The sequence below is a fragment of the Alphaproteobacteria bacterium genome, from assembly GCA_035625915.1.
Taxonomy (GTDB): domain Bacteria; phylum Pseudomonadota; class Alphaproteobacteria; order JACZXZ01; family JACZXZ01; genus DATDHA01.
Window position 1 is genome coordinate 31,165 of record DASPOR010000138.1, and the last position, 19,628, is coordinate 50,792.

The 19,628-nt window shown below is 58.9% G+C and carries 15 protein-coding genes; 4 read left to right on the plus strand and 11 right to left on the minus strand.

Annotated features, from left to right (window positions below):
- Position 1: 1 nt before the first annotated feature.
- Positions 2-940: a branched-chain amino acid ABC transporter permease gene (locus VEJ16_11200; protein HYB10229.1), complete on the minus strand. Its 939-nt coding sequence runs from the start codon at positions 938-940 to the stop codon at positions 2-4.
- Positions 941-1,088: 148 nt separating this feature from the next.
- On the minus strand, positions 1,089-2,327 hold the full coding sequence (locus VEJ16_11205) for a branched-chain amino acid ABC transporter substrate-binding protein (protein ID HYB10230.1): 1,239 nt from the start codon (positions 2,325-2,327) through the stop codon (positions 1,089-1,091).
- Positions 2,328-2,926: 599 nt separating this feature from the next.
- Between VEJ16_11205 and VEJ16_11210 the strand changes: the two genes are divergently transcribed.
- Both VEJ16_11210 and VEJ16_11215 read left to right on the plus strand, forming a co-directional pair.
- Positions 2,927-3,367, plus strand: coding sequence for a hypothetical protein (locus VEJ16_11210; GenBank protein HYB10231.1), 441 nt, complete (start codon positions 2,927-2,929; stop codon positions 3,365-3,367).
- Positions 3,342-4,355, plus strand: a complete 1,014-nt coding sequence (locus tag VEJ16_11215) for an ionic transporter y4hA (GenBank protein HYB10232.1) — start codon at positions 3,342-3,344, stop codon at positions 4,353-4,355. Before VEJ16_11210 ends, VEJ16_11215 begins: the two co-directional genes overlap by 26 nt.
- Positions 4,356-4,444: 89 nt before the next feature.
- Here the strand turns inward: VEJ16_11215 and gltS are convergent, their stop codons facing one another.
- A complete protein-coding gene (gene gltS, locus VEJ16_11220; GenBank protein ID HYB10233.1) occupies positions 4,445-5,650 on the minus strand; it encodes a sodium/glutamate symporter in 1,206 nt (401 codons plus the stop codon).
- 310 nt (positions 5,651-5,960) lie between these two features.
- Here gltS and VEJ16_11225 point away from each other — a divergent pair, with 310 nt between their 5' ends.
- Both VEJ16_11225 and VEJ16_11230 read left to right on the plus strand, forming a co-directional pair.
- Positions 5,961-7,160, plus strand: coding sequence for a 3-hydroxybenzoate 6-monooxygenase (locus VEJ16_11225; protein ID HYB10234.1), 1,200 nt, complete (start codon positions 5,961-5,963; stop codon positions 7,158-7,160).
- A gap of 211 nt (positions 7,161-7,371) precedes the next feature.
- Complete coding sequence (locus VEJ16_11230) at positions 7,372-7,800, plus strand: VOC family protein (protein ID HYB10235.1); 429 nt, start codon at positions 7,372-7,374, stop codon at positions 7,798-7,800.
- A gap of 97 nt (positions 7,801-7,897) precedes the next feature.
- On the opposite strand, the gene cyoD is transcribed toward VEJ16_11230, so the two are convergent.
- The 8 genes from cyoD to VEJ16_11270 all read right to left on the minus strand — a co-directional run bounded on the left by cyoD (position 7,898) and on the right by VEJ16_11270 (position 17,783).
- Positions 7,898-8,263, minus strand: coding sequence for a cytochrome o ubiquinol oxidase subunit IV (gene cyoD / locus VEJ16_11235; GenBank protein ID HYB10236.1), 366 nt, complete (start codon positions 8,261-8,263; stop codon positions 7,898-7,900).
- Positions 8,264-8,268: 5 nt separating this feature from the next.
- A complete protein-coding gene (locus VEJ16_11240) occupies positions 8,269-8,904 on the minus strand; it encodes a cytochrome (ubi)quinol oxidase subunit III (GenBank protein ID HYB10237.1) in 636 nt (211 codons plus the stop codon).
- 10 nt (positions 8,905-8,914) lie between these two features.
- Positions 8,915-10,864 (minus strand): cytochrome o ubiquinol oxidase subunit I, encoded by a 1,950-nt coding sequence (gene cyoB / locus VEJ16_11245; protein HYB10238.1) that lies wholly within the window; start codon positions 10,862-10,864, stop codon positions 8,915-8,917.
- A 1-nt stretch (position 10,865) separates the two neighbouring features.
- Positions 10,866-11,792, minus strand: a complete 927-nt coding sequence (gene cyoA / locus VEJ16_11250; GenBank protein ID HYB10239.1) for a ubiquinol oxidase subunit II — start codon at positions 11,790-11,792, stop codon at positions 10,866-10,868.
- Between the two features lie 442 nt (positions 11,793-12,234).
- Positions 12,235-13,074 carry an enoyl-CoA hydratase/isomerase family protein gene (locus VEJ16_11255; GenBank protein HYB10240.1) on the minus strand — a complete coding sequence of 280 codons (840 nt, stop codon included), beginning with the start codon at positions 13,072-13,074 and terminating at the stop codon, positions 12,235-12,237.
- A 610-nt stretch (positions 13,075-13,684) separates the two neighbouring features.
- Positions 13,685-15,997 carry a molybdopterin cofactor-binding domain-containing protein gene (locus tag VEJ16_11260; GenBank protein HYB10241.1) on the minus strand — a complete coding sequence of 771 codons (2,313 nt, stop codon included), beginning with the start codon at positions 15,995-15,997 and terminating at the stop codon, positions 13,685-13,687.
- Positions 15,990-16,460: a (2Fe-2S)-binding protein gene (locus tag VEJ16_11265; GenBank protein ID HYB10242.1), complete on the minus strand. Its 471-nt coding sequence runs from the start codon at positions 16,458-16,460 to the stop codon at positions 15,990-15,992. The genes VEJ16_11260 and VEJ16_11265 overlap by 8 nt, the downstream gene beginning before the upstream one ends.
- Before the next feature lie 24 nt (positions 16,461-16,484).
- On the minus strand, positions 16,485-17,783 hold the full coding sequence (locus VEJ16_11270) for a cytochrome c (GenBank protein HYB10243.1): 1,299 nt from the start codon (positions 17,781-17,783) through the stop codon (positions 16,485-16,487).
- Positions 17,784-19,628: the final 1,845 nt, after the last annotated feature.

Sequence of the window (19,628 nt, forward strand, 5' to 3'; positions counted from 1 at the left end):
GCTAATGCTTCTCCGGTGCGCGTTCGCCCAACAGGCCATGGGGCCGGAACACCAGGACCAGAATCAAAATGGCGAAGACGACGGCGTTGGTCCAACGGGGCGAAATGTATTGATCGCTCCAGGCAGAAAGAAATCCGATCAAGAACCCCCCGATTGCCGCGCCCGGCATATTCCCGATCCCACCCAGCACTGCCGCGGTAAAGGCCCGCAAGCCCGCCTGATAGCCCATCCACCATTGGCCGATGTTGTAGTAGACACCCTGGACCACTCCGGCAGCCCCCGCCAAGGCGCCACCTACGAAGAACGTCAGCATGATCATCTTTTCCACGTCGATGCCCATGGCCGCGGCGGTCTCCCGATCCTGGGCGGTGGCGCGCATGGCCTTCCCCCAGGAGGTACGCGTAACGAAGAGATGAAGCGCAAATATCAGCGGGATCGTGACGCCGACGACCAGCAGATCCTTGGTGGTGATATAGATCTGGCTGTCGATCTGGAAGACGTCCCGGAGAATGTCGATGCTGGGGAATATGTCGGGGTAAGAGAGCACGTATGGCCCTTTCCAGACGAGCGTCAAATTTTCCAGCATGAAAGAGACGCCGATTGCGGAGATCAGCGGAACCAGCCGGGGCGCTCGCCGCAGCGGCCGGTAGGCTAGTCGATCGACGAGGAGGTTGAGGAAGCCGGTCAAAATCATGGTTACGACGAGGATAAGCGGCAGTATGGTCACGAGCTCCCAGCCATGGAGCGTGCGTGCCAGTCCAAAGTCGGTGAACAGGGTGAGCGAGATCATGAGGCCCAGCATGAAAATGTCACCATGGGCAAAGTTGATCAGCTCGATGATCCCATAGACCATCGTGTAGCCAAGGGCGATGAGTGCAAAAATCGACCCGCGGGTGAGGCCGTTGATGGTCTGCTGGACGATAAGTTCGAACAGGTTCATGGGACGCGACGCGAAAAGTTGGGTGTACGCTTAGCCACGTTATCGCTTAAGAGCGGACCGCCAAGCGGCCGCCGGGGCGCCCTTCGGCCAATTGGGGGACCCCGCGCGGGGGTGGGAGAGGGCCGAATCCGGCCCTCCCCGTCTCGCGCTACTTTAGGACCTCTATGAATTCGAACTTGCACCCTATTGGGTTGTCCGCCTTGACCACCTTAAAGCCGGACATGACCTTCATCGTGGTGTCTCCATTCGCGTCGAAGCTCCACTTGCCGTTGAGACCGTCGAAGTCTTTGGTGCTGGCGACGGCGGCCAGGATCTTCGCCCGGTCCTTCTCGCCCGCCCGCTTGATGGCGTCGACAGCCACGGCACCGGCTTCCCAGGAATAAAGGGCGTAGCCCGTGGGCTCGATATTGTATTTCTCCTTGTAGAGCTTGTAGAGCTCGGCGCCCTTGCCACTCATCTGCTCGAAGGGCAGGCTGGCGTACGTCATGTGCATGTCGACGGCCAGTGCTGCGTCGCAGGTGGCCGCCTTGAGAAGCTCGTCCTCATAGAGCCCGTCGGGACCCATGAATTCGACCTTGGGCGCCACCATCCCGAGATCCTTCATCTGCCGAATGATGGTCTGGGCCCCTGTCTCGACCACGGCACCCATATAGACAAGGTCGGCTCCGCTCGCCCGGATCTTGGTGAGAACCGGCTTCTGGTCGGGCTGCTTGTAATCGATCCCCTCGTTGCCCAGGACCTCCATGCCGGCCTGCTTGGCGGCGACTTCGAAGACGTCCGCGATGCCTTTGCCGTAGAGTTCCTGATCGTTCAGGATGAACACCTTCTTGTGGCCGAGCTTTTTCGCCCAAGCGGCGCCCACGGCACCCTGGATGTCGTCCGCCGGCGGCACACGGAAGTAGCTCACGATCCCGAGAGGACGGTACATCTCGGGCTCGCCCTCAGCGGCACCCGCCTTCTTGGTGAGGCCGGGATAAGTATTGGCCGGCGTGATCTGAGCCATGTGGGCGCGCTGGGTGATCGCCATCGAGACCTTGGCGGCACCCGAGTTATAAGTCCCGATATAGATCATGGCGTCAGGGTCAGACACGGCCTTGTTCGCGTTTTCCGCCTCGACGGCACCATCCCACTTGCCGGTCTGGGGCGAGGCATCGTCTAAGTTGACCACCTCGAGGCAGTAGCCGGCGGCCACGCCCTGGCTCTGGGCCACGGCGATGTCGACGCCATTCTTCATGCCCGTGCCTTCCGGGAGCATGGCGCCCTGCATCGGCCAGCTTGTGTATATTCTAATTTTGCCCTTTGGGCAGTCGGCGGCGTTAACGCTCATCGAGACGCCAGCCAGCGGCAACGCCACGATCAAAAAGGCGAAGGCATTCCATCGTTTCATCGGATTCCTCCACTTTTTACGTTTTTCGGGCAATCACCGCCTTGATGATTGCCTCCCTGTTTACTGAATAAGACGACTCTAATACTACCATGCTATCCATGCTGCATGTTCGATTCAATGGCGCTGTTGAATCTGTCGGCGTGACAATGGCGTCTACCGGGATTGAAAGCGGCAATTTGTTGCGCGATCCGACCTCGAATGCTGGTTATTCGCGCCCATCGAGTCGCGTTGTTACTCTCAGTAGTTGCCACCTTGGAGGCTATGACTTCTCATACTGGTGCGGCGCACCGATGGCCGTCGCCCGCGCGGCGTAACAGGGCTGTCGGCGCCTGCGATGCGAAAGGGCATCCAGTGAGAATGAGACTGTCCCGTCTTCACTGATAGCGGCAGAGCAATGGTTATCGCTCGCTGTCGGCTAGCCGGTATATCGGCCGTCCTGCGGTCGCTAATGGCGCTCTGGGCGATGTTTTTCGTCATCCCTTGCCTCCTAACATTCGAGAAGCCCGCTGCGGCGTGGAGTAGCTCTGCGCCGTATTGAAGTTTGGAAGGCACTCAGCGAGTAGAAGATTCATCTTCCGACAAAATTCGAGATAGAAATTTTGAAGACTCATAACAAAAGGGATTTGAGTCCGCGTCGCAGTCGCAACTGGATTGCATCGCTTTTCGCCATGTGGAGAACCACCGATCCGGGTGCAATGTGGTTAGATCCCAACTGCCGGCGATACTTCGCCGCAGACGTATTGAAGCGATGGGCGCTGGACTCGCCCGGCACCGAAGGCTTCGCCATGACCAGCGAAAGCATCGAAATGCGCGTCGACATAGGCGAGGGTACCGAAGTTGGCTTTTGGAACGGCCGCCAATTTGTATTTGTGGTGTGTTGCGAACGTTCAGATCGCGACGATCGCACTGACCATGTTAGCATTGGCGAAGGAGGGGAGAGCCTTGGGCAATGTGTCGGCGCGGACACCTTGGTGGGCATGGACGTGGCCTGTATTGGCTTGGCTGATATTGATTGTGACGGCCGTTGCCGGCGCCGGTAGCCTGATTCTAATAGTCGCGGGGGCGGTCCTCATTGCAACGGTGTTCGCGGCCGTCCATCACGCCGAAGTGGTCGCACACCGCACCGGTGAACCGTTCGGCACGCTTGTTCTAGCCGTCGCCGTGACCGTTATCGAGGTGGCACTTATCGTCTCCGTCATGCTTGCGGCTCCTGCGGAAAATTCCGCGCTGGCGCGCGACACGGTCTTTGCCGCCGTCATGATCGTCTGCAACGGCATCGTCGGCCTGTGCCTTCTCGCGGGTGGTGCGCGCTATGGCGAACAGGGCTTTCAACTTCGCGGCGCGAGCGCCGCACTTGCGGTACTGGCCGCGCTCACCACGCTCACCCTGATTTCGCCGAACGTTTCGGTGAGCGCGCCCGGCCCGCAGTTCAGTACGCCACAGCTTATTTTTGAGGGAATTGTCTCGCTGGTACTCTACGGCTCATTCGTTTTCGTCCAGACCGTACGGCACCATGACTATTTCCTCCCTGTCGAACGCAGCAACGAGGACGCGCACGCGACGGCCCCTTCAAACAGGGTTGCCCTGGTCAGTCTCGGCCTCCTAATCGTGTCCCTGGTCGCCATTGTGGGCCTTGCCAAGTCGCTCACCCCTATATTGGAGATTGGCGTAAGGCGGCTTGACCTGCCGGACGCGGTGGTTGGGATCGCCATTGCCGCACTGGTGCTGTTGCCTGAAGGTCTTGCAGCGGTCAGGGCTTCCCGCGCCAATCGATTGCAGACCAGTTTGAACCTGGCACTAGGATCGGCGCTTGCGACGATTGGCCTGACGATCCCGGTGGTTGCAGTCGTTTCCATCGTGATCGACCAGCCACTCGAGCTTGGCCTTGGTCCAAAGGACACTTTCCTCTTGGTCCTGACGCTCGTCATCGGCGTGATCACGTTGGGTACCGGCAGAACTACGGTGCTTCAGGGCATCGTGCACTTGGTCATCTTCGCGGTATTTTTGTTCTATGCGGTGTCACCGTGAAGCATTGCCCATCAAAGTAGTTTCGAGCGATCGATGTCGCCTAGCGAACGAGGTGCCTTGTTGAGCGGACACAATCGAGTGTTCAGTGTTCACCGGCCCACGATGAAGCCGGGCAACAAAAAGAATGTCAGCACTGCCAGATTCATCAAGTCTATGAAGAACGCGCCGACGAGCGGCACGACCACGAAGGCCTGCGGTGCGGGACCGTGGCGGCGAGTCAGCGCCTGCATGTTGGCGATCGCCGTCGCCGTCGCACCCATGGCGAATCCGCAGAAGGCCCCGGCGATGACAGCACTTTCGTAATCGCCGCCAACGACCCTGAACACAGCGTATGTGGCCCAGGCGGCAACAAGCACCGTCTGCGCTGCGAGAATGATCAAAAGAGGCCCAGCGAGCCAAAAGCTTGCGCCGAGATCCAAGGTCATCATCGTCCAGCACAAAAAAATCGAAAGGCAGATCGAGCCGATCAGTTCCGACGCCGCGTCGTGCAGCCTTAATCCGATAGCCGCACCGCCGTTGCGGATGATAAGGCCCATAATCAGGCACCACAGGAAATCCGGCACTGTTATCGCGCCACCCTGCAGCATGCTCCCCAGCATGCGGCCCACGATTACTGCGGCCAAAGCGGCTGCAAGCGAGATCGTAAACGACAACGTGGTGACCGGCGTCGTTACCGGTCCGCCGACTACGCCGCCGTCAGCGGCCGGTTCTACATCGGCGCGCGACAACTGCCGAATGAGTCGTTCAGCCACCGGCCCGCCGATAATGCCGCCAATCACGAGGCCGAGCGTCGCCGAGGTCATGGTCACGCCCATGACGCCGAGCAGGTCGTATTCCGCGGCGAAACGTTCCGCGTAGGCCGCACCCGTGCCGTGTCCGCCGACAAGTGTGACAGAGCCCGCTATCAAGCCGAGTGTGGGGTGGAGGCCGAGCAACTGCGCCATCATCACACCCAGGCCGTCCTGCGCGACAAGAAATGGAAATAGGACGAGCAAAAACCGCAGCAATCGGATTCCGCCCGATCGAAGCAATGTCAGGTCGGCCGTCAATCCGATCAAAGCGAAAAACGTCAACAGCAAGGGAACCCTGGTCGAAGTATCAAGCGAGACCTTGACCCCGGTCACCTGTTGCGCGAGCAGTGCAATTAACGCAAAAAGTATACCGCCGACGATCGGTGCTGGAATGCTGTAGCGCGCCAAGAAGGCCACGCGCTGGGTCAGGACACCGCCGACCACCAGCACCAGGCATGCGGCCAGGAGCGACGGGAGAAAGGGTAAGGCCAATTCGGACACCATTCCCGCCAGCTTGCCCGAACGCTACCGCTTATGCCAGCGGTAGAGACCGGCCTAAACGGAAACAGCGTGCTGCTCGCAAATTTCGAATTTTTCAACTTAACACAAATCCAAGGACGTACAGATCCCCTCCCACATCGAACTCGATGGCGCGAGCGTGCCCATGCCGTTTAGTGGCCCTTCCTTGTGTTATCCGAAGGTTGCTAGCAGTCTGAAATCGATGTCACGCACCGAATGCCTTTCATACTGAAAATAGCAATATAGTTTAATATTTCGACCAAATTGCCTTAACAACGTACGAGGGAAGAGTTCGATGCGCGCAGATCGGGCGAACGATCCAGTATTGGTGGCCGGCGGCGGCATTGGCGGGTTGGCGGTTGCCCTGGCACTCACGCGGCAAGGACTTCGCGTCAAAGTCCTCGAGCAAGCGCCACGGCTCGGCGAGATCGGCGCCGGCATCCAACTTGGACCGAACGCCTTCGCGGCGTTCGATGCGCTTGGCATCGGCCCCAAAGCGCGTAGTCGTGCGGTCTATACCGACGAGATGGTCATGCACGATGCACTGAATGAATATCTGGTCGGTCGCGTGCCGACCGGCGAAGCATTTCGTGCGCGTTTCGGGAACCCCTATGCCGTGATCCATCGCGCCGACGTGCACATGTCGTTGCTCGAGGGTGCCAAGGGGTCCCAGCGGATCGAAATCGCGACGTCGACGCAGGTGCAGCGCATCGAACAGGATGACAATGGTGTGACCGTCTATGATGCCAACGGCGGTAAGCATCGTGGCGTCGCGGTCATCGGTGCTGATGGCGTCAAGTCGGCAGTGCGCCAGCAGTATGTCGGCGACGAAGCGCGCGTATCGGGCCATGTCGTGTACCGCGCAGTGGTCGATAAGAAAAACTTCCCGTCGGACCTGCAATGGAATGCCGCCAGCATCTGGGTCGGGCCCGACTGCCATTTGGTGCATTACCCCTTGCGTGGCGGTGAGCAGTACAACGTCGTCGTCACCTTTCATAGTCGCGCAAAGGAGAAGTGGAGTGTGCGCGAGGGAACGCGGGAGGAAGTGCAAAGCTATTTTGAGGGGATCTGTGCCCGCGCCCGACAGTTGATCGAACTGCCTAAGGACTGGAAGCGCTGGGCAACAGCCGACCGCGAGCCGATCGGCCGGTGGACCTACGGCCGTGTCACACTGCTCGGCGATGCCGCACATCCAACGCTGCAATACCTCGCGCAGGGTGCGTGCATGGCGCTAGAGGACGCCGTGACGCTGGGCGAGGCGCTGCGCGTTCATGCCGGAGACTTTCAGCTTGCCTTCGCCCATTACGAACGTTCGCGCATCTCCCGCACGGCGCGCGTCGTGCTTTCGGCCCGCGAGATGGGGCGTATCTATCACGCCAAAGGTGTTGAGCGATTGGTGCGGAACGATCTTTGGAAGGGTCGTACGCAGGAACGTTTCTACGACGCGATGGAATGGCTTTACGGCTGGAAGGTCGAGGATTGCTTGGCCGTGTGAGAGGCCTCCACCCATCGCCGATGCGTGGAGATTGGATCTCGCGTGAACTCCAGCACCTCGAGGGCTTCCCATATCTCATCGCATTGCCGCATTGCGTCAATGAACAATGCGGGCGACGAAAGTCTTTTTGGCCCAATTGCTGACGTGAGACGGTCGGCCAGACGTGCAAAAATGGGGCGTTCTGTCGGCAGTGACACAGGAGGGACGCGCCATGCCGCGACATGCTTTGATTCCTTGTCTGCGCTACGCCGACGCGCCGGCTGCAATCGAATTTCTTTGCAACGCCTTTGGCTTCAGTGCTCATGTAGTTTATGCCGACGATAAAGACCCTTCGATCATCCACCACGCCCAACTCGTGCTCGATGGCAATATGATCATGCTCGGAACCGATCGGCAGGGGGAAACAAAGGCGCTTTACGGGTGGATGACGCCGGCTCAGGCGGGTGGCGTGACAATGTGCGTGTGCGCAGTCATCGATGATCCCGATGCGCATCATTTGCGGGCTGCGGCAGCCGGCGCACGCGTGATTCGCAAGCCTCATGACAATGAGGGCTATCCGGGCCGCGCGTACGACGTGTTCGATTGCGAAGGAAATGTGTGGAACTTTGGCAGCTACGATCCCTGGTCAAGTGTGGAATGATAGCGGCACAATGCTGGATGTGCGGCGGCGGGCCGATCCGGTAGCTTAGCGGGCCGTCGGTAATCCCGCGAGATCGTTCGTGATGACTTTCCCCTTTTTACTGCATGGGCATCGACATCATGTTGCTGTTGAGATTGGCGATGATCCAGAGCGAACCTGCAATGACGAGGAAGACGATCAGCACGCCGAAGGCGAGGGCCAGAATATTGTTCGTGCTATCGGCTCCGCTGCCCAGATGCAAAAAGAAGACGAGGTGTACGCCGATCTGCGCGAAGGCGAGCACGATCAACCCGACCGGGATGCCCGGGGGCCAGAGCAAATTGGTCTGCGACACGACGAACGAGGCGATCGTCGCCAGGATCGCAAGCGCCAGCCCCGCCGTGTACGACAGATAGTTGGCTGTGCGCTCATGCTCTTCGACGCCCGGCGTGCGGTCGTCGAAAACGTGCTCGTGACTGTCCATCAACGTCAAGCTCCCATCAGATAGACCAACGTGAATACCCCGACCCAGACGATGTCCAGCGCGTGCCAGAATAAGCTCCAGCACAATAGACGCCGCAGCACGGCGGGTCGCAGGCCGTGTGCGATCGCCTGGGCAACCAGATAGACGAGTGCGATCAGACCGCTGGCGACGTGGATGCCGTGAGTGCCGACCAAAGTGAAGAAGGCGGACAGAAAGCCGCTGCGCGACGGCCCAGCACCCCTCTCTACCATGCCAGCAAATTCCGTGGCCTCGATGTACAGAAAGGCCGCACCGAGCACGAATGTAAAAGCTGAGAAGATCAAGAAGCGCGCCGGTTGCCGCCGCTCGGCGGACAACGCACCGAGCCCGCATGTATAGCTCGAGAACAATAGACACATCGTCTCGATGAAGACGCTGCGGATATTGAAAAGCTCGGCCCCTGTCGGTCCGCCCGCGGTATTATGCGACAAGACCGCATACGCTGCGAACAGCGCCGAGAACATGATCATGTCGCCGAGAATGAATATCCAGAATCCATAAGCGACGACGATGCGCTTCGAGGCCGGCCCACCGCCGCCGCGCCCTCGGGCGAACTCGGTCCGGAGCGCGTCCGGAGCTCTATCGGCTGTTCCGATCGTCATGCCGGCTACCTCACCGAGCCCGTTCCATTTGCGCAACCTCGGTGGCCGAGATTTCGCGCTCACGCTCGATGCTCCAGCCGGCTATCAGAGCCACGACTATCGCGGCGACGAAGCCGAGGATCGCCAACCACCAAATCTGCCAGATCAGCGAAAAACCCATGATCACCGCAAAGAATGCGGTGACGAAACCCGCTGCACTGTTGCGCGGCATTTCGATCGCTTCATATACCGGCTCGGCCGGGGCTCGGCCCGCACGCTTCATGTACCAGAATGCGTCGATCGCCTCGACTTTGGGTAGCACGGCAAAATTGTAGGCTGGTGGCGGTGACGAGGTCGACCATTCAAGGGTCCGTCCGTTCCACGGGTCCCCGGTCAGGTCGAGTCGACGCTCGCGCGTGCGAATGCTGACATAGAGTTGCGCAATCTGGCAGATGATTCCACAGAGAATCACGATGGCTCCGAACTCCGCAACGAGCAGCAGCGGCTGCCAGCTCGGCTCGGCTATCTGTTCCAGGCGCCGGGTCATCCCCTTCAGGCCCAGGGCATAGAGAGGCATGAAGGCGAGATAGAAGCCGACGAACCAGCACCAGAAACTGGCATGACCCAGGCGTTCGTCGAGGGTGAACCCGAACGCTTTCGGGAACCAGAAGTTGATACCCGCAAGCGCGCCGAACACGACGCCGCCAATGATAACATTGTGAAAATGGGCAACCAGGAACGCGCTGTTGTGGAGCACGAAATCGACCGGCGGAACCGCCAGCAAAACGCCAGTAAGGCCGCCGATTACGAACGTGATAATGAACCCGATGGCGAACATCATCGGCGTCTTGTACACGATCCGACCACGAAACATCGTGAACAGCCAGTTGAAGACTTTGACTCCCGTCGGCACTGCAATGATCGACGACATGATCCCGAAGAACGCATTGACGTTGGCGCCCGCTCCCATCGTGAAAAAGTGGTGCAGCCAGACCATGAAAGAGAGCACACAAATTCCGAGCGTCGCCAAAACCATCGAGCGGTAGCTGAACAGCCCCTTGCCGCAAAAGGTCGCGACCACTTCGGAAAAGACCCCGAACGCCGGCAGGACCAATATGTAGACTTCGGGATGGCCCCACGCCCAAAACAGATTGACATACATCATCTGGTTACCGCCGGCATCGTTGGTGAAGAAATGCATGCCGAGGTAACGATCGAGCAGCAGCATCACGAAGGTCGCGGTCAGGATCGGAAAGGCGGCGACTATCAACAGATTTGCCGACAGCGCGGTCCAGCAGAACACCGGCATCCGGAAATAGGTCATGCCCGGAGCGCGCAATTTGAGAATCGTGGTCACGAAATTGATGCCGGTCAGTAAGGTTCCGACACCTGAGATCTGTAATGACCAGAGGTAGTAATCAACGCCGACATCTGGCGAAAAGGCCAGCTCGGAGAGCGGCGGATAGCCCATCCAACCGGTGCGCGCGAAATTGCCGATGACGAGCGACATATTGATCAGCAGCGCGCCCGTTGCCGTAAGCCACAGGCTGACCGAATTGAGCACAGGAAAGGCGACGTCGCGCACGCCCAGTTGCAACGGCACGGCAAAGTTCATCAGTCCGATGACGAGCGGCATCGCCACGAAAAAAATCATGATCGTGCCGTGTGCCGAGAAGACCTGGTTGTAGTGCTCTGGCGGCAAGTATCCCTGCGCACCGCCGACCGCGAAAGCCTGCTGTGTGCGCATCATGATCGCATCCGAGAAGCCACGCAGCAACATCACCAGGCCGAGACATAAGTACATGACGCCGATGCGCTTGTGGTCGACGCTGGTCAGCCACTCGCGCCACAGATATGGCCACCAGCCCTTTACGGTGACGATCACGAGGATGGCCAGAATGACGATGCCAACGACCGCTCCGCTGAGCAGCGGCAGCGGCTCATTGAAAGGAATTGCTGACCAGCTCAGCTTTCCCAGCATGTCACCCTCCCGCCTGTCGCGCCGCAGGACAACAGTCCCCAGCGATGCCCACCTTTTCGGGGCCCGCCACCGTCCGTTCAAGGATGCGTTCGAACAGCTTCGCGTCCACCGAGCGATAGGTTGTGGGCGGCACGGCTTTGCTCGGCTTTGCTAACTCGGCGTAGGCGGCATCGTCGAGCGCGGGTCCCGCGCCGCGCACCTGCTCGACCCAGGCGCTGAAATCGCCGGTGGTTACCGACTTGACGATAAACCGCATTTGGGAAAAGCCATCGCCACTGAAATTCGCCGAAAAGCCGCGATATTCGCCCGGCTGATCCGCGAGAAGGCTGAGATGGGTCGTCATGCCGCCCATCGTGTAGATCTGGCTGCCGAGCTGTGGCACGAAGAACGAATTCATCACTGTCGCCGAGGTGAGCCGAAATTCGATGGGCGTTCCAGCCGGGATGACAAGCTGATTGATTGCGGCTATGCCCTGGTCGGGATAAATGAATAGCCATTTCCAATCAAACGCTACCACGTCCACGCGAAGCGGGTCGGACTTCCCCTGGATCGGCGCTCGCGGATCGAGCTGGTAGGAACCGATCCAAATGACCCCGCCCAGCAAGATTACGGTCAACGCCGGGATCGACCAGACGACGAACTCGACACGCCCTTCATAAGACTCGTCCATGCTTTGTTTGGCGCGGGTGTTGGACGAGCGGTACCACCAGGCGAACGCCAAGGTGACCAGGATCACGGGAATCACGACAACGAGCATGATTGCGGTCGAATTGATCAGGAGAAGTCGCTCCGCCGACGCGATGGGCCCTTGCGGATCCAGCACTCCCTCTCGCCCACAGGAAGCGACAAGAACGGAAGCACATACCACCGGCCAGCGAAGCCAGCGTGAATGACATGAGCGGCGCGGTGGATTGGTTGTTCTTCTCATCGGACTGGATCGGCCCCTCTCCCGCGTTCGGAAATCGAGTTGGCGTATCTCCCGTCCTGTCGTTGATCGTATGCGAAATGGCGCGCTAGCGCCAGAGGTTCGTATCCGCAAGATCGATGATTTCGGCGATTCGTCCGATCATAGCAAAGGTCGTTGAAGCGATCGCCGACGACGCCGCAAGCTCGCGCGACACCCGCTGTGGCCGAAGCTTCAACGAATTGATCAGCAACGGGTCTGGCCATGCGACGCACTCCCCCGTTGGCGCGACACGAAGATTGGCTGTCACAGAACTTGCACAAAAACGAGTACCGGTCGTAACGGAGCCATCACACCAGGAAGATGAAGTTGCGACAATGGGACGATGGTAACGTCGATGCATGTAACGACCGTCAAGCCAGGCGCCGCTTTGATCGACGGAGCCAGGCAGACAGCCTACGAACATTTACGGTCCAAGTTGACCAACGTAGTGACCGAGACGATTTTCCGCGTCGCCCGGTTTGTGGAAACCCCGCTCCATCAGCTTCTTGATTCTTGCCTGAGCGGCGGGGCGTTGCACCGAAGCAATGAACGCATCCCACTCTGGGGCAATTTCCGCATCCGAAGGTAGGCTGGCGATATTGACCAGACGTTTCGTTTCAGCGAGCGCCTGCTTGTCAAACGTCGCTATCCGCCGTGCAAGCGCGTCGACAAATCCGTCAAGCTCTCGATCAGGGAGCGAACGATTGACGTAGCCGTAGAGCTCCGCAAGATCTCCAGGGATATCGTCGGCCCCTAGAAACACTTCCAACGCACGCCCACGGCCAATCAAACGCGGCAACCTCGCCATCGGCCCTCCGCCAGGCACCAAGCCAGCGCCGACTTCCCATTGCGAGAGGATGGCCTTTTCGCGGCTGGCGAAGCGCATGTCGGATGCAAGGGACAGTTCGCTTCCGACCCCTGTCGCTCGTCCCCGAATTGACGCAATCGAAACAACCGGCGCACGGCTGAGTCGGGCGAGCATATCAGGCAGGGGCTGCAGCCCTGTCGGGCCGGGAGGCAGGCTTGTCGAGTCCTCTAGCTTCGCAAGGAAATCATAGTGAGTCAGGAAGAAGCCTTCGACCGCACTGTCAAAGACCACAACCTTTACGTCCGGATCGACCTCGAGTGATTTGACGACCTGTTCCAATTGCGGGATCGACTCCGGCCCAAAGATGTTCAGAGGCGGATGATCAAAAGTCACTCGCCAATAGAAGGGCGACCGGCGCTCAAGGCGAATCCGGCGGGATGCTACTGGATTGTTCATTTCCTTACCCTCTCACTGAACGAAATGTGCGAATAGCATCGGCGGGTGCTTCGTCATCGCAGCCGCCACTCGATAGCAGCTACTCACGCAAAGCCGCGATCGCGCAGCCATCGCCACCCACAGTATTGCGCTGGAATAGTTACCCGACATCGGCCCCTAGACGCCCCAGCCGGGTAAGAGCTGTGTAGACGGCCATCCGTACGACCGAGGAATTCATCTCTCGCCTCCGCTAACGCGACATTCGCGCACACGTTTTCCGGCATGGTCGGGCGCAGACTTGCTGGACGTTCGATTCGTCGTAACCCTGGTACGACAGACTCTACGCCGAGCATGTGCATGTCAATCTGAAGCAATAAAAAGTGCGACAAGTGCAGACGCAAATCGATTAGACGAAGGTGTCGGTGACACTATCGTCCAATGCCGTCGCATTGCGCTCGATGACATGTGCGATTGGCTCCCATTGATTTGAATGTGCGAGCATGTCGTTCTTGGCGACGACTATGCTCTGCCGCAACTGCATGCGCTGCGACTTTTTCGATCGCCTCGTCGACTGACAATCGAACATCGCCCATGGCGGGAAGCCATCGAGTGATGAGTTCGCTTTTGCGGATCAGCTACGCGTGAGTGTCTCGAGGATAGCCGCTGGACGAATGGGCAGGTGTCGAAGCCGCACGCCTACGGCAGCAAAGATAGCATTGCCGATGGCGGGAGCAACCACGGTTGTCGCCGGCTCGCCGAGGCCAACTGGCGCTTCCTTACTCTCGACAAGCTCGACATCGAGATCGGGCACGTCACCCATGCGCAGCGGTGTGTATGTGTCGAGATTGGTGTCTCTCGGCGACCCGTTCACGAATTCCGACCCCTCATGCAGCGCCATGCTCAATCCCCATAGCGCAGCGCCTTCAATTTGCGCCTTGGCGCCATCAGGGTGCACGATCGTGCCTGCATCGACGACCAGGGTCAGTTTTTCGACGATGATGCGACCGCTCGCGCGATCGACGCGCACACGCGCGACGCATGCGAGCCAGGTCGGCATGCTGCGCTCCTGACCGAACGTCGTCGCAATGCCCAGCCCGACGTCCTGAGGCATCGCACTACCCCATGCTGCTTTTTCGGCAACGCGAGCCAGTACGGCCGCTTGCCGTCGCGCGCCGCCTACGGCGTTCGGTGCGCTGCCGGCATTTCGTCCAGCACCGTCGAGAAGGCGTAACCGGAAGGCCACCGGATCGACTTTCGCAACGTGTGCGGCTTCATCCATGAAGCTTTCCAGCGCCCAGTTGACCCAACCCGAACCAACCGAGCGGAGCCAGCCCGGTCGGAAGGTTTGATTCGCGAGATCGTTGAGCAAGGCGCGGACCCGGTGTGCACCCACGGTGTACCAATGGTCTGCGCCGTGGATGGCAAACGGATCGTACGCGACGCCATTTTTGTCCTTCGGCATGAAAAACGGCGCGTAGGCGGCAGTGGGCCAACCGGCCGCCGCATCATGCTCCATCGCCGTAACCTGGCCGTTTTCTCCGAATGCCATACGCAATCGCTGCACCGAGGGCGACCGGGGGCAGTCGAAACGCATGTCATCCGCTCGCGTCGCGATCATCTTGACTGGCCTTCCCACCGCCTTGGCAGCGAGTGCGACCGGCACGGCGTAGTCGCCGCCAAGCCGTCGGCCAAACCCGCCCCCAAGGAGGTAACTGCGTATGACGATCTTGTCCTGGCTGCGGCCGAGCGCCTTGGATAGCCAAGACAACGCCAAGGTCGGCCACTGGCTTCCCGTGTGCACCTCAAACACACCATCTTTCTCGAACGCGAGACCGTTGATCGGCTCGAGCGCAAAATGCATCACGGTGCTGGTCGTGTAGGTCTGGTCCAGCGTTCGTTTCGCCGCCGCGAAAGCGGAATCCACGCCGGGATCGTCGACAACAAGCGCACCACCATTTTTGTCAGAGATCAAATCGGCAGCACGCCGTTGCAAATCCTGTTCGGAGACATGCGCAGCCTTGGGGGTGCTCCAGTCGACCTTTACTAAGTCGGCAGCTCGGTTAGCCGCCGTGAAGCTTTCGGCATAGACCATTACCCAACCCGGCGCTGTGCCAGACGGGTCATCGAGCGCCAAGCTTTTGATGTAGCCGGGCACGCTCTTGGCTGCAGAATCATCGATCGAGACGACCGAGCAGTCGTAACGCGTCGGCGGCACCTTTGGACGAGCGTAGACCATCCCTTCCACCGCCACATCGATCCCGTAGCGTGCCTCGCCATTGACCTTGGCAGGAATGTCGAGTGCCGTTGTGTCGCCTCCGATCAGACGCCGTTCGGCCGCAGGCTTTATCGGCATCTCCTTCAGCTCGTCCGGCGTGTAGCTTCGGTTCAGATTGCCGCGCACCACGATATCGCCGTATGCAACCGACTGGCTTCCAGACACGACTGTGCCGTTTCGTGCCGTACATGTATTTTTATCAACGTTCAGAAGTTTCGCTCCCTCTTCTATGAGAGCGATGCGGCCCGCAGCACCCGCGCGGCTGAGGACAGGAAAACTCTGCCATACCGACCAGCTGCCGCCGGTAATCATCTCGCCCCATTTCGGATCGGTATCGACATGTACGATCACCACCTTGTTCCAGTCGGCCTCCAGCTCGTCGGCGAGGATGCGAGCAAGCGCCGTGCCGACGTGCTGACCCATTTCCGATCGAATAATGTTGACATTTATCTGGCCGTCGCGGCCGATTGAATACCAGATCGTCGGCTCAAACAGGTTGCCGGGAGCGGTCTGCTGCTCGACAGTCAACGGAAATTCGACCGCGCTCAGCGCGGAGCGCGCGTATCCCAGCACAATCCCCGCCTCGATCGTCGCAATCAGAAAATTTCGCCGCGATAGCGCAAAATCCGCGGAATCGGATGAAGACGGCTTGCAGAGGCGGCTAAGCATGCGATCCTCCTCGTATGCGCGACGCCGCGAGTTTGATGGCACTCCGAATGCGGACGTAAGTCATACAACGACAGAGATTGCCCGCCATCACCGCGTTGATGTCCTGGTCGGTTGGATCCGGATAGTCCTTGAGCAGGGCAACCGCCTGCATGATCTGGCCCGACTGGCAATAGCCGCATTGTGGAACCTGCATTTCAATCCAGGCCGTTTGCAGGGGGTGGCTCCCATTGGGATCAAGTCCTTCGATGGTCGTGATTTTTGCGCCGGCGACAGCGCCAACTGCCGTGATGCACGATCGCGTGGGTCGACCGTCCACGTGAACGGTGCAGGCGCCGCACATCCCGATCCCGCAACCGAACTTGCTGCCGGTGAGACTAAACTCGTCGCGGATCACCCATAGGAGCGGTGTGTCATCCGGACTTTGTACCGAGACGGTACGGCCATTGAGATCGAGCGTAGTCATGATCGAACGGCTCCTGCTTTAATCTCAGTTGGACGTCCGTTGCGCGCGGGCGGCGGCTATCTTCTTTTCGAGATCTGTCCAGGGCGGCTTGTCCGTGCGAGTGCGCCGCAGATAAGCCGCAAGCCGCGCGATATCGGCATCTGAAAGTGCCGCAGCGTAGCTGGGCATCACGAGGCCTAGCCCACCTTCCGATACGCCGATCCCATTGAGCACAACGTGGATGAAATTCGCGGGCTCAGGCAGCGTCAGCGCGCTATTGAGCGCGAGTTCCGGACGCACGGCGAGCGGAGTGGGGCCGGCATTGTAGTGGCAACCGATGCAAACGCTGGCATAAAGACGGGCGTCGGGATCGTACTCCCACGTACTGCCGAGGCCGGACTTCGTCAGCGCTTCTTTCACCGTCGCATCGATCGCGCTTGTACGACTGGCCGCATGGTCGAGGTCCGCGAAATAGATCGCTTCGGCGCGGACATCGGAGTCAGGTACCGCCGAAAGACCGGCATGAACGACCGGAGACATCGGACCGGCGGTAACCCCATGAAGCGGGGCCACGCCGCTGCGCAAGTAACTGAAAAGTTCATCCTCGGTCCACGGTACGGGCGAGGGATTAGCATCCGTCAGGGCAGGTGCAATCCAGTTATCGACTATGGCACCTGCATAGGCATCCCCGCCCTTTTCGGCGCCAAGCATGTTGCGTGGCGTGTGACAATCGCCGCAATGACTAAGGCCTTCTGCCAAGTAGGCGCCGCGATTCCACTGGGCACTTTTCAATGCGTCCGGTTGATAGCGGCCGCTTCTGAAGAATAGGATTTTCCAGCCTTCCTGCAGAAAGCGGATGTTGAATGGGAATGGAATTGTGTTATCCGGCGCCTCGGCCCTGACTGCCGGCTGCGTCATTATATAAGCGTAGATTGCTTTGACATCGTCGTCCGAAACCTTGGTGAAGTGATCGTATGGGAATACCGGGAATAGGTGCGATCCGTCCCGCGAAACTCCCTCGCGCATCGCGCGGGTGAATGCCTCCAATGACCAGCGGCCGATTCCCGTCTCTGGTTCTGGTGTGATGTTCGGCGAATAAATCGTTCCGAACGGTGTGCGCAGTGCAAGTCCGCCGGCCAACGGTGGTCCGCCCTGCCGGGTATGGCACGCCGCACAGTATCCGGCACCGGCGAGGACCTCACCCTTTGCGATCAATTCGGGGGGAAAGTTGGTCTTGTCCGGCGGATCGACGGTCGCGATGGCCGGGCGCCACGCAAGCGCGAGAAACACGAGCAGACACGCCATTCCTAGGGACCCGGCGCCGATGGCAATGCGTTTAAGCATGAAGCACCATCAAAGACATGCCGCCTGTTGGCTACGAGCCTCGGCAGTATCAGCAGCTCTCGCTCGTAACCGATAACTGCGGCGGGACCCTGAACGATCGAGCCCGGAGGAGCCCCCACGACCCGTTCCACAACTGTACCAAATGCGCCGGCGAATCAATTAGACGAAAGTGTCGCCAATACATCGGCGTCAATGAACGCCCAGCACGGCGACCATGCGCCATTCACCGGCACACCTCACAACGCCGCTGTGGCTGCACTTGATAGAGTTTTTGACGCCCATCGCTTGTCTCTTGAGAAACGCCGCCGCGGAGCCACTCGCACTCGAGTAACTCCGAATGCTTGGTAACAGCCGACGACCGTCACGTCAAATGACTCCTGGTTATCGGCGACACCATCGTCCAATAGCACCGCGTTCGGCCTCGTGGCATCTGTAAATCGGGCTAGCTGCCGAGCCGGCTCGACATTCGGCCCGCGGTGAACTCCGACGCTCGCGGAACCGACAGGACGAGGCTCCCAATGGAAAGGAGCATGGCTGGAAGTTACGCGACTCAATTTCGCGAAAAGATTAGGGAAGCATGCAATCATCCCGAATTTGACGTAGACCCTTGGCCACGTTAGGTACTTCTACGATTGATGGGGAATTTCCATACCCAAGTTCAGGAGACACATTCACCAATAGCTAAGACTAAAAGAACCAATCCAAATCCGGCAAAAGGATTTTTATCATGTCGTGATTCGGATGTGCAAGGGTTTGGCTTACCGATTAGGCCACTTTCATCGCTCTTGTCATTACTGCTTTAGCAGCCATCGCTATTCGCTTTTTTACGTGGCGCACGACTCAATTCACTAAATTACAAACTAAAACAGTGAGAGCTCTTGAGGGCGACCGTGTCGATGTGCGCTTCGGGAAAATAGTAAAGCGCGATTCTGAGTGGGACATTGTTATTAGCGTCGCAATTCTGGACACGCGGCGGCTTACGTAGAGAGCATGAGGGTTATTTTTAATGACAAAGATAGCTCACAACAACCCCGGAAATATGAAGGTGCGAACCGACGCAATATCAGGGACGTTCATTCTGCGATCAAGGGTCCTACGACATGGAGCCCTGGCCCTCCTTTCAAATTTGCGAGAGCGACAACTCCATTCTGTTATGGGTACGTTCGTTATGAGGTCACCTTTGGCCACAAATGGGCCTCTAGATTCTCTATCCAAGTTTTTCCAGACAGAGCCGACCTCGAACGCTGCCCAAGTGTTGGACCACGTGAATATCGCGAGGAGACAGAAGGCTGGGAAGAAAACGAGTCGAATGCCGGACTGTCGCAGCCACCTGAATAGCAGTCGTTTCTAAGTACTTTCAGATTTGAGATATTCGCCTAGGGAACGCAAGCGGGCACTGGTGCGGCCCGGATCGCGGCAGGCGGGCAGCGGCTTGCAACCCCGATTTTGTGCATCCCTATTTATTAGCCAAAAATCGGCCATGCTCCGCCATCATTCCACTAAATCTTTGATTTCAGGGCGCCCCCACGGGGACGGGAAGCTTTGTTCCAAAAACCGCAGAAAACGACCCCATTCGAACCAGCGTCTAACCCATTTTAGACACATTTTAGACGCCCCTCTTGCCTCTGAAAAGACCGTCTTCTATCTGCAGGCCGTGGTCCGGTTTAAAGGGAGTATTGCGAAACAGTCCCATCCCTGCAATTCCCGTTGTGCTGCTCAGACCACATTTTCCTCTTCTAAGAAACAGCAGCACCGAGCGGCCCCCGGGGTTTCGTAAGGAAAGCTGTGGCTGGCGCGGCCGCCGATAGCCGATTTTGTACCTAGTCTTATGTTGAGCACGCTGGT

What these genes read in the sequence shown, in the direction of transcription:
- VEJ16_11200 (HYB10229.1), bottom strand. Translation starts at nt 940, where the DNA reads ATGAACCTGTTCGAACTTATCGTCCAGCAGACCATCAACGGCCTCACC.
- VEJ16_11205 (HYB10230.1), bottom strand. Translation starts at nt 2,327, where the DNA reads ATGAAACGATGGAATGCCTTCGCCTTTTTGATCGTGGCGTTGCCGCTG.
- gltS (HYB10233.1), bottom strand. Translation starts at nt 5,650, where the DNA reads ATGGTGTCCGAATTGGCCTTACCCTTTCTCCCGTCGCTCCTGGCCGCA.
- VEJ16_11225 (HYB10234.1), top strand. Translation starts at nt 5,961, where the DNA reads ATGCGCGCAGATCGGGCGAACGATCCAGTATTGGTGGCCGGCGGCGGC.
- VEJ16_11230 (HYB10235.1), top strand. Translation starts at nt 7,372, where the DNA reads ATGCCGCGACATGCTTTGATTCCTTGTCTGCGCTACGCCGACGCGCCG.
- cyoD (HYB10236.1), bottom strand. Translation starts at nt 8,263, where the DNA reads ATGGACAGTCACGAGCACGTTTTCGACGACCGCACGCCGGGCGTCGAA.
- VEJ16_11240 (HYB10237.1), bottom strand. Translation starts at nt 8,904, where the DNA reads ATGACGATCGGAACAGCCGATAGAGCTCCGGACGCGCTCCGGACCGAG.
- cyoB (HYB10238.1), bottom strand. Translation starts at nt 10,864, where the DNA reads ATGCTGGGAAAGCTGAGCTGGTCAGCAATTCCTTTCAATGAGCCGCTG.
- cyoA (HYB10239.1), bottom strand. Translation starts at nt 11,792, where the DNA reads ATGAGAAGAACAACCAATCCACCGCGCCGCTCATGTCATTCACGCTGG.
- VEJ16_11255 (HYB10240.1), bottom strand. Translation starts at nt 13,074, where the DNA reads ATGAACAATCCAGTAGCATCCCGCCGGATTCGCCTTGAGCGCCGGTCG.
- VEJ16_11260 (HYB10241.1), bottom strand. Translation starts at nt 15,997, where the DNA reads ATGCTTAGCCGCCTCTGCAAGCCGTCTTCATCCGATTCCGCGGATTTT.
- VEJ16_11265 (HYB10242.1), bottom strand. Translation starts at nt 16,460, where the DNA reads ATGACTACGCTCGATCTCAATGGCCGTACCGTCTCGGTACAAAGTCCG.
- VEJ16_11270 (HYB10243.1), bottom strand. Translation starts at nt 17,783, where the DNA reads ATGCTTAAACGCATTGCCATCGGCGCCGGGTCCCTAGGAATGGCGTGT.